Origin of the sequence: Selenihalanaerobacter shriftii, from assembly GCF_900167185.1 — a bacterium.
GTDB lineage: Bacteria > Bacillota > Halanaerobiia > Halobacteroidales > Acetohalobiaceae > Selenihalanaerobacter > Selenihalanaerobacter shriftii.
In genome coordinates this window covers 1-6,173 of sequence record NZ_FUWM01000043.1, presented here as the reverse complement: position 1 = coordinate 6,173, position 6,173 = coordinate 1, and the positions used below count along the sequence as shown (strand labels likewise).

At 32.4% G+C, this 6,173-nt stretch carries 6 protein-coding genes and 1 pseudogene; all 7 read right to left on the bottom strand.

Annotation, left to right across the window (positions count from 1 at the left end; all coding sequences use genetic code 11):
• Positions 1–548: pseudogene (locus tag B5D41_RS13775) on the bottom strand (3-methyl-2-oxobutanoate dehydrogenase subunit beta); the annotation flags it as partial.
• A 200-nt stretch (positions 549–748) separates the two neighbouring features.
• A complete protein-coding gene (locus tag B5D41_RS13770; RefSeq protein ID WP_078811201.1) occupies positions 749–955 on the bottom strand; it encodes a 4Fe-4S binding protein in 207 nt (68 codons plus the stop codon).
• Between the two features lie 39 nt (positions 956–994).
• Positions 995–1,669: a hypothetical protein gene (locus B5D41_RS13765; RefSeq protein WP_078811200.1), complete on the bottom strand. Its 675-nt coding sequence runs from the start codon at positions 1,667–1,669 to the stop codon at positions 995–997.
• Between the two features lie 88 nt (positions 1,670–1,757).
• Positions 1,758–3,773: a sigma-54 interaction domain-containing protein gene (locus tag B5D41_RS13760; RefSeq protein ID WP_078811199.1), complete on the bottom strand. Its 2,016-nt coding sequence runs from the start codon at positions 3,771–3,773 to the stop codon at positions 1,758–1,760.
• A gap of 159 nt (positions 3,774–3,932) precedes the next feature.
• Positions 3,933–4,025 (bottom strand): MetS family NSS transporter small subunit, encoded by a 93-nt coding sequence (locus B5D41_RS14035; RefSeq protein WP_143555740.1) that lies wholly within the window; start codon positions 4,023–4,025, stop codon positions 3,933–3,935.
• Between the two features lies 1 nt (position 4,026).
• The gene (locus B5D41_RS13755; RefSeq protein ID WP_078811198.1) at positions 4,027–5,544 is read right to left on the bottom strand and encodes a sodium-dependent transporter; all 1,518 of its coding nucleotides are present in this window, start codon (positions 5,542–5,544) and stop codon (positions 4,027–4,029) included.
• Positions 5,545–5,736: 192 nt separating this feature from the next.
• Positions 5,737–6,173: 2-oxoacid:acceptor oxidoreductase family protein (locus B5D41_RS13750; RefSeq protein ID WP_078811197.1), on the bottom strand; the 437-nt coding region annotated here is incomplete at its 5' end.

The window sequence follows — 6,173 nt, the reverse complement described above, 5'->3', positions numbered from 1 at the left end:
TTAAATTCTACTGGTTCCATCATCTGACCGATGATTCCATCTCCCATAATCATAACTGGATTTCGATATCTATCAGCTATATCAAAGGCTTCCATAGTTAAATCTACAGCCTCTTGGACAGAAGATGGTGCTAAAACTACTAATTTGAAATCCCCATGGGCCATACCTTTAGTAGCTTGAAAATAATCAGACTGAGCCGGTTGAATTCCACCTAAACCTGGGCCTCCCCGTACTATATTTACAATTACCGTTGGCAATTCAGCCCCAGCAATATATGAAATTCCTTCAGCCTTTAAACTAATACCTGGACTAGAAGATGAAGTCATAACTCTAGCTCCAGCTCCGGCAGCACCATAAATCATATTACTGGCTGCCACTTCACTCTCTGCTTGTAAGAATACGCCATCTTCTTTTGGTAACTTTCTAGCCATATACGCAGGTAATTCATTCTGGGGTGTAATTGGATATCCAAAGAAATACTTACATCCAGCTTGAATGGCTGCTTCTGCAATGGCTTCATTCCCTTTCATTAATACTTTTTTTCCCATTCTAAAACCCTCCTTAATTAGTTAACAATTATCAGTAAAGCTTAATAAGAAGTTATCAAGTTAAAAAGTAATAGTTAACATAAGCTTATGATCAGCTTTGTTTTTTAAGCTGAGCAAGTAATGTGCTTTTTCAGTGTGAGTGTGAGTAAATAAGCCTATAATAACTAATACAGACCACTGACACTAATCCCTGCCACTGACTACTCTTTATTTACTTCAATAACTACATCAGGACAAATATTAGCACAAAAACCACAAGCTATACATTCATCCTCATCACTTACTGTAGCTGGATGGAATCCCTTAACATTAATTTCATCATCCATGACTACTATATCCTTAGGGCAAACAGTAGTGCATAATTCACATCCTTTACACTTATCCTTATCAAAATTCACTTCGGCCATGTTTAGTACCTCCTCCTTAAATCAATTATAGTTTTTCAATTATTCTTCCCAAGGTGTTTTCATAAATAAATCCAGACTAAATATCGGAACCGTAATATCTGTTAAATCTACTTTATCTATCAAAGCCTGATTAATAGTTAACAATTTAATAGGAATTTCTAGTGTATCTGAAATTTGTTCTATTTTTTCATGCCCTGTAACGATATCATCTACTACTGTTTCTTTGCCTAAATTAGGATTGCTAACTAAATAGTCAACCTCTAAACGAGAAGATTTTTCTATCATTCCAATTACTTCTTCGACTCCCTCCTTATCTCCAGTGAATGGACGACGAGGATTAACTACAAAATTTAAATCAACTTCTGATTTATCTAAATACTGTCTGAATCTTCCTAAAGCTACTGTTCCTGCTTCCTCTCCTCCTACATCAAAGACCACTTGGCTTTCCTTATCCTGAATAGCTCCCAAAATCTGAGGTGGTAGAGCTGGCAAATCAGCTTGTCCTAATTTTCCAGCAGGTGCTATAACTTCTACCCCAGCTTCTGTTAAAGGTTTTTTAGCTTCCCTAGACCTAAAATATGGATTAACAATATCTAAATCAACAATCTTTACTTTATCGTATTCTTTAGCTAATTTTAAAGCATAATTAATGGATATTTCTGTCTTACCACTGCCATAATCTCCAGTAAAAATATTAACTCTTTTATTTTCCATAAATTGCTTCACCACCTATTACATTATTCTATCCTTTTAAATTCAACAATATAATTATTTCCCCAAAAGTTACCATTATTCCTCCATATTACTTCAAATTAAACTTATCCAATTTATAATATAAGCTTCTAACTGAAATATCTAACTTCTTTGCTGCTTTAGTTCTGTTACCCTTAGTTTTTTTAAGAGCATTAATTATAGCTTTTTTTTCAGCCTTATTTATTATTTCTTTTAATGTTTTATCTTCTAAATCAACTTCTTTACTATTAATATTTTCTACTTCTAACTGATTATCCTTTTGATTCTTATTTTGCAATTGTGGTAAATGTTCGGCTTTAATCAAATCATTATCTAAACCAACATTTATCATTGCTCTACCAATTACATTTTCTAATTCTCGTACATTTCCTGGCCAATCATACTCTACTAGCTTATCTAGAGCTTTAAATGAAATATCTTTTATCGTTCTACCATACTCTTGATTAAACTTTCGTAATAAACTATCTACTAATTTAGATATATCCTCTTTCCTTTGGCGCAAAGACGGTATGAAAATCGGAACAACATTTAATCTATAGTATAAATCTTTTCTAAATGTTCCTTCCTCAACTGCTTGTTCTAAGTTAGAATTTGTAGCAACAATCACTCTTACATCAATATCTATAGGTTCTGTTCCTCCGACTCGAGTTATTTCTTTTTCTTGCAATACCCTTAATAATTTAGCTTGTAAATTAAAACTAAGTTTACCAATTTCATCTAAGAATATAGTACCTCCATCAGCTTCTTCAAATAATCCTATCTTACCTCCTTTTTTTGCTCCAGTAAATGCTCCTTCTTCATAACCAAATAACTCGCTTTCCAATAATGAATCAGCAATAGCTGGACAATTAACTCTAACAAATTCTTCATTTCTTCGTTTACTAGCATTATGTATGGCATGAGCAAATAATTCTTTTCCAGTACCACTTTCTCCCCTTAAAATCACAGTGGCTGGTGTAGCCGCAACCTTTTTTGCTTGATTAATTGCTGAAAGCATTTGTGGTGTGTTAGCAATAATATCTTCGAAAGTATATTTAGCTTTTAAATTCCTAATCATTCTTTTAGCTTCTGATAGTTCTTCATTTAATTTACGAATCTCTGACACATCATGAATGACTCCTACGCTCCCTTTTAACGTGCCATTTACCATAATTGGAGATACATTAACTATAACATCCTTGCTTTTAGGTCCTACCTTCATGTGTATTCCTGAAACTGGTTCTTTAGTTTCTAATACCTGCATATGCATACTCTGGCCTTCAGCAATATCCACAGTAGCTGGATTTCCAATTATATCTTCCTCAGTTAAACCAGTAATCCGTGTATAAGCAGGATTAATTAAAATACCTTTTCCTTCCTGGTCAACTACAGAAATAGCATCTTGTGTAGAATTTATTATTGCTTCTAACATTCCTCTAATCTCTTTTAAATTAGTTAACTCTGCTGCCAACTTCTGAACTTCAGTAATATCTCTAAAAACGGCAGCTGCAGCTACAACTCCTCCTAATTCATCTTTAACAGGAACTCTATTAGTAATAATAGTTTTATCCCCAATTGATTGTAGTTGATTTAAATCTTTTTCTCCTGTCTTTAAAACTTTATCTAACTTAGTATTAGGTACTACTTCTTTAATTGATTTATTAATATATTCTACCCCTTCACCTAATAATTCAATAGCAGCTGAATTTATTAAAGTAATTCTTTTTTCTTGATTAATAGCAATCATGGCATCATGGGTAGAGTCTAGGATAGTCTCTAATTCCTTTTGACTATACTTATATTTTTTGAGTAAGTCTTCCTCTTTATCAATTAAGCTTATTATTAACTCCATAACTTTAGGACCAACCACCTCTATATTATCTATAGAAATGTTAAATTTCTTCTCAATTTCTTTAACTTTAATCATAGAAAAGATAATATCTACCTCTTTTACATTGATAGATTTATCTTTGAGGTCATTTGGTTTAGAAACTATCCTTAACACATTTACTTCATTTAAAGAATTTAACTTATCAACTAATATTTCAGTATCCTTCCCATTATTAATTAAAATCAATTGCAACATCTTAAAAACCTCCCTCATTTAAAGAGCCTTCTATATTACATCCTCTCTATAATTATTATATATTCTTTTATAGTAAATTTCTAATTTATAAATTAAGATAGGTCTCCTTGAATTTTCAAGAAGACCCCTAATCTTAATTAGTTAAATAGAATATATCTATTAATTTTTTATAGCTATATTTAAACAAATGCCTAATCCTCCAAATAAAACAACTATTGCAAAAATGAGCATCATCCATGCACTAATAGACATTTTACTTTACCTCCTCAGGATTTAGAAGTTCTTCTGATTTCTGCCCTTTCCAAGGTAGAAAACTTAAAATAATTCCTATGATTAATAGTAAAGCAGCTACTGCCCAACCATACTTAATTAAAGACCCTATATCGTAACCACCATAAGGTTTTGATAATTCTAAAATTGTATTCTGAATGAACATAACGCCTAAAATTATTGGAGTCACAAATTTAATCATTATCTCCCACCAATTACCGATTGGAAAATCAGATAATGGATTAACATAATTTCGAATCCTACTTGACTTATAGTACCAACCTAAAACTATACATTCAACTAATCCAATTAAAGCAATTCCAAATTGATTAACAAAATGATCTACAATATCTAAAAAGTATAATCCAGCTCCAGTAGTGAAAATTAAACTACCTAGTAAACCTGCTAAACAGACATAGGTAACGGCTTTCTTTCTTTCAATATCGAATTTATCCCTAACTGATGCCACAAAAGCCTCAATTAAAGATAAGCTAGAAGAAAAACCTGCAATCGTTAAACCTAAGAAGAATATAATAGCAAACAAGCTTTGGAATGCTGGTAGTAAACTAATTGCCTTAGGAAAAGCTATAAAAGCCAGACCTATACTCTGAGCTACTACTTCGGAAATAGGCTGCCCAGTCTGAGCTGCCATATAGCCTAAAATACCAAATGAACCAATTCCTACAATAAAACTAAAACCACAATTAGCTAAAGCTGTAATAAAAGCATTATTCACTATATCTGAATCCTTCGGCAAATAACTAGAATAGGTAATCATAATCGCAAAACCAACACTTAAAGTAAAGAAAATCTGTCCATAAGCTGCCAACCAAACCTTAACATTTAATAAAGCACTGAAATCAGGTTCCAAAAACTTATTAACACCAGCTAAAGCACCAGGTAAAGTAACACCTCTAACTGTGATAATTAACATAAATACTGCTAATAAAGGCATGAATATTTTTGATGCCTTTTCAATCCCTTCTTGTACCCCTTTATATAAAATAAAATAATTAATCAACCAAACTGCTATTACTCCCAATAAAATCGTTAAATTAATGCCACCTATTTCTGAAATACCCTCTGTTAATTGCAAATGACTATTATAGAAAAAACTCTCTGGATCTTGACCCCAAATCGTACCAAAAGAGTAAACAATATAATTTAAACTCCAACCAATAATAGCTGCATAATACGTTGTTATTACAAACGAAACTAAAGACGGCCACCAACCTAACCATTCCCATTTTTCACTCATCTTTGCAAATGAAAATGGTGCCGATCCTCTCATTTTATGGCCAAAACCAAACTCTAAAATTAATAAAGGAATCCCTGCCGTTAATAAAGCAAAGAAGTAGGGAATTAAGAATGCTCCTCCTCCATTATCATAAACCATATAGCTAAATCGCCATATATTACCTAATCCTACAGCTGAACCTATAGCTGCTAGAATAAACCCTAACCTTGATCCCCATTCTGTATTCTCAGTGCTGTCTGCCACTCTACTCAACTCCTTTATCTAATAATAGTATATCTTATATTTCATTTCTTACTACTTAATAATTATATAACGTGTCGAATGACCAAAGTTAATATCATATGGTATTTCCAATTACAAATTTTCTGAATATTACTAATAAAAGAAGGTATAGAGGGGTTTAGTAAGTATTCCCTCTATATTAATCCATTCCATTTATCCTTCTACTACTTCTTTACCTCTTTGTAGCGCTTTTTCATTTAGCGGTAAAAGATTATGTCTATGTTCTGGTAATACATTTTCTAAAGCTTCCATTACTGAATCAAAGTCTATTACTCCTGTCTGAGTTATAAATGCACCTAACATTACCATATTAGCTACTTTGCTATTCCCTAATTCATTTGCTATTTCGTTTGCTGGAACTTCTATTACATTTATATCGTCTCTATCTGATTCTTTACTTATTAATGAAGTATTAATAAATAAGTTACCACCTTCTTGAACCTGGTCTTCAAATTTATCTAATGAAGGTCTATTCATTACTACTGCTGTCGATGGACTTGAAACTACCGGCGAGGCTATTCTTTCCTGAGAAACAATTACTGTACAGTTCGCTGTACCACCTCTCATCTCTGGTCCATAGGAAGGCATCC

Excerpts from the sequence above, each read along its gene's own strand:
- B5D41_RS13770 (WP_078811201.1), bottom strand. The coding sequence starts at position 955 with ATGGCCGAAGTGAATTTTGATAAGGATAAGTGTAAAGGATGTGAATTA.
- B5D41_RS13765 (WP_078811200.1), bottom strand. The coding sequence starts at position 1,669 with ATGGAAAATAAAAGAGTTAATATTTTTACTGGAGATTATGGCAGTGGT.
- B5D41_RS13760 (WP_078811199.1), bottom strand. The coding sequence starts at position 3,773 with ATGTTGCAATTGATTTTAATTAATAATGGGAAGGATACTGAAATATTA.
- B5D41_RS14035 (WP_143555740.1), bottom strand. The coding sequence starts at position 4,025 with ATGTCTATTAGTGCATGGATGATGCTCATTTTTGCAATAGTTGTTTTA.